Source organism: Ilumatobacter sp. (assembly GCF_041688325.1).
Lineage (GTDB): Bacteria > Actinomycetota > Acidimicrobiia > Acidimicrobiales > Ilumatobacteraceae > Ilumatobacter_A.
Genome location: NZ_JBDNIJ010000352.1, coordinates 1 through 3,627, shown reverse-complemented (window position 1 = coordinate 3,627; position 3,627 = coordinate 1). Strand labels below are relative to the sequence as shown.

At 63.2% G+C, this 3,627-nt stretch carries 5 protein-coding genes; 2 read left to right on the top strand and 3 right to left on the bottom strand.

Features of this window, described 5'->3' with window-relative positions; genetic code table 11:
- Positions 1-298 (top strand): hypothetical protein (locus tag ACH2EI_RS18210; RefSeq protein ID WP_395161067.1); only part of this gene is annotated, 298 nt, incomplete at its 5' end.
- Here the strand turns inward: ACH2EI_RS18210 and ACH2EI_RS18205 are convergent.
- From ACH2EI_RS18205 to ACH2EI_RS18195, 3 genes are all read right to left on the bottom strand, one after another.
- Positions 295-456: a helix-turn-helix domain-containing protein gene (locus ACH2EI_RS18205; RefSeq protein ID WP_395161069.1), complete on the bottom strand. Its 162-nt coding sequence runs from the start codon at positions 454-456 to the stop codon at positions 295-297. The two genes, ACH2EI_RS18210 and ACH2EI_RS18205, sit on opposite strands and share 4 nt — an antisense overlap.
- Positions 457-1,265: 809 nt before the next feature.
- Complete coding sequence (locus tag ACH2EI_RS18200; protein WP_395161065.1) at positions 1,266-2,240, bottom strand: hypothetical protein; 975 nt, start codon at positions 2,238-2,240, stop codon at positions 1,266-1,268.
- A 102-nt stretch (positions 2,241-2,342) separates the two neighbouring features.
- Entirely contained in the window at positions 2,343-3,176 is an 834-nt protein-coding gene (locus tag ACH2EI_RS18195) for a patatin-like phospholipase family protein (RefSeq protein ID WP_395161063.1), read from the bottom strand.
- 176 nt (positions 3,177-3,352) lie between these two features.
- Here ACH2EI_RS18195 and ACH2EI_RS18190 point away from each other — a divergent pair.
- The coding region (locus ACH2EI_RS18190) for a hypothetical protein (protein WP_395161062.1) at positions 3,353-3,627 on the top strand (275 nt) is incomplete at its 3' end.

Genomic DNA, 3,627 nt, shown 5'->3' with positions numbered 1-3,627 from the left:
CGTGCTGCTGTCTGCACGCGGACCAGACGGCAAGCTCTCGATCTCTTACCGCGATGTCGCCGACCGCCACATCGACATGGTTCACGACGGCACCTCCATCCCTGTTGTGGCGCTCGATGATCTCCTCGCGATGAAGATGTCTGTCGGGCGACCCCACGACCTCGAAACCGTGACCGAACTCCTCGATATTCATGGTCTCCAGCCCACCGGCGTTGGTCGGATCCTGGATGAATGGGCAGCGCGACGGACGGTATCGAACGACGAACCCCCCGTCGCTGACCTTGGCATCGACATCTAGGCCGTCGGCTCGACCCGATGATCAGCGAGCCAGACCTCAATGTCCTCCGGATCGAACCGAACGAACTTGCCTACTTTGTGAAAGGGCGCCCGCCGCTCGGAGACGAGGCGACGGACGAACCGCTCACTCGTCCCGAGCCGATCGGCAAGTTCCAGCACGCCGAGCAAACGAAGAGCTCTCACGTCATCGCGCTCGCGGGCGATCGTTCGCTTCGATCCTTGCGTTGTGCTGCCTTGGACGGGCGGCTCCCAATTGTTGGTGATGTCTCAACGAAGGCCTCAGGAACCCGGAGGCGTTACAAAGGACTGCATCTGCGTTGGTCGTGAGACGTTGGCCACGCCCCCGAACGCCGATGTTTGAATCCCCCCGTTCCGCCAATCATAGGTGCTCTGATCAGGTGTTACGTGGGTAAGTCGCCTTCGAAAACTGGGCTATCCTGGCCTATCTGTCGGAGGCCGATGAGCTTTCGGGGGCCATCGGGCCGTCTATCTCACCTCCCGGAGGGCGGGCCGTTCCCAACTCGGGACCTCTTCGTTCCACGCGATTACCGAACTGACGATGACCAGCGTCGTCGTCGCAGCGACGACCGCAGACAGACGGCGGGTCGAATCCCGTGGCAGATGACGAGTTCGATGATCGGCCGGTGATCACGCTCTCAATCATCAGGATTCATCCCAACGAGAACACCCAGATTGCGCTCGATTCGGCAAGGAGCCCGCTCGCCATCGCGTTTGAGCAAGACGGCAATTTGGCGCGAGGGGAGAAGGCCTCACTGTTCGTGCCGACGAGATCCGTGAGGACAGCACGAGATGATCGCGATCCTTACACTCGCTGTCCGCGCTCGGGGTCCCGACAGCCAAGGGCGTTCGATGATCTACTCCCACCCGGCCTTCTGATGTGGTACCGAGGATGCCCTGAACCAACTCAGCTGAGGCTTGCGCCGTGGACCCGCATCGACGATGCGCTTTCAATCCGGCGAGTCGGCGCTCCGCGTGAGGACTTCTGCGACGGATTGGATTGCGGTGAGCGTCGTGGCCTCATGGTTCGTGTGGTAATCGGTGGTGGGAACCTGCAGCGTCGAGCCCGTGACTCGGCCCCCAGTTTCTGCCACCACACGCCCGAGTTCGGTACGACCGAGCGACCTTCCTGCATCTGCGAGGTACCGGTCTTTCCACACGACTCTCACTCCGGCTCCGTCGGCTGCTTCAGCAAGCCGCCCGGTGGCGTTCATGTCGAACGTCGCTCCGGCATCGGCGCCGCGCAGCACGACGACGCCGGACGTTGCTGGCTCTGGGTTGTCGAACGGGCTGGTGTCGAGGACGATCAGGCGCGACGTCGGTTCACCGAACCAAGATGCCAGAGCCCGCCAGCTGCGGCCCGCTTCTTCGCCCAGGGTGAAGATGACCGTTGCATCAAAGCCGTGTTCGATGAGCTCCATAGCGAGCGCGACGCAGATCGTGTTGTCGATCTGACCTCGGAGCCATCCTCCCGTCATCGTTCCGGCGCTCTTGAACGCAACCGGAGTTCCGGGCGCAACGTCGGTGAATTCGTGTGCGACGACATCAAGCCCAGCGCCTCGCCCGCAATGGTCGGAATGGCTGATCGTTGCCTCGGCCAGCGAGTCCCCAGGAGCGGAGTCGTACGCGTAGACGATTTCACCGACTGATCTCCGACAGATCGCTGCAGCAAGCGATGGCGCAGGCAAGCGGCCGGCAAGCGCACTCGCTGCATGTCCTAGTCGTCCTTGCTCCCTGGGCACGAAACCGTGCCGGTCGATGTGCACGGAGATGACCGCTGGCCCTCCGACCGCGACCAGGAGTGACGGATGCCGCTCGACCCTGCGACCCAACGTGGCGAGCTCGTCGTGGAGGAGATCGACGAATGGTTCTTCGAACCCGACCACAGCGGGGGCAGTGAGGTAGCGCAAGGTTCGATGGGCCACCGACGCTGCATCGATCATGCAACGAGACGCCAAAATCGGGCTACTGCGGAGCCACATGTGGTCAGTGCCATTGCCCCCACCAAGTTGCGCCCACTCCCGCAATCATGTCGGGTGGTGGTGGCCAAGCAGTGGCAGTGCGTGTGGCTGTCCGTTGGCCAGCCACTGCACCGTGCCGGCACGCGCCCGCTCGATCAGCGATGCGCTTTGGCTGAAGTCCATTGGCGTGACCGTGATCGGACACGGTGGTGGGATCAAGTGCACCGGTACCGGATAGGTCCGCAGCGCCGTCTCGCGTTCGAGCCGTTGTTGGACGAGCAGCGTCACTCCATGCAGCGCCATCGCGATCGCGCTCTTCGGGGCGGTCGGAAGCGCACACGAGTAGCCGGTCGACAGCACCCACACATCGGTCGCTCCGGCCTCGATCGCCTGCGTGATCGGGGTGTTGTTGACGATGCCGCCGTCGAGGAACGTCCGGCCGTCGATCACGACCGGCGGAAAGATCCCCGGGATCGCAGCACTGGCGAGTATCGCCTCGATTGCGGGTCCGTGTCGGAGCCGAACTTCGGCGCCTGTTGACACCTCGGTCACGATCACCGACAGAGGAATGGGGAAATCCTCGAGCGCCGCGAACGTGATGTTGCGCTTGAGCAGGCGACGCAAGCCAGAGTTCGAAACGAGGTTCGCACTGCGACCCGAGAACCCTCGCCAACCGGCCAGCGGATACAACGGGAAGATGTCACGGGCGCGCATCGAACGCCACAGCTCTGTCAACCCGCTGATCGGGCGTTCTGCTGCGAGCCAGGCTCCGTTCACGGCGCCCACCGACGACCCGACAATCATGTCTGGCCGGATCCCGTGATCGAACAATGCTGCGGCCATGCCAACCTGAATGGCACCCAGGCTGGCACCACCGGACAACACAAACGCCGTCGTCATGGCCGGCTCATTCGGCTACCCAATGGTTGCTCCGTTCCAGGATCGGGCCACGTGTCCAAGAGGATCGTCGATCGAATCGTCTGCAGTGTCCGGCGCATGTCGACCAGGCAGCACTTCCTAGACGGGTTGAGCTGTTCGCAGCGGCACTCGCCAGCTGCAACCGCATCTTTGACAGCGTGGTCGGCCGTGCTCACTCCGCAGTTCGCAGCGAGGTCTTCAGCGAGCGAGAACGCCGTACGACCGAAGCAGTAGCAGACTGGCGTTTGCTTGTCGGTCCCTTTGTGCCCGACTCGTGTGACCAGTTCATGCTCGCCGACGACATCATCGCAAAGGTAGAACACGACTGCGCAGCCCGGCGTCGCACAGTGGCGCCAGTCGCCGCAGCGAGCTGCCGGTCGGTGAGCGCGAACGAGCAACGCACCGACGACGCCACTCCTGGCGCTGCACGATG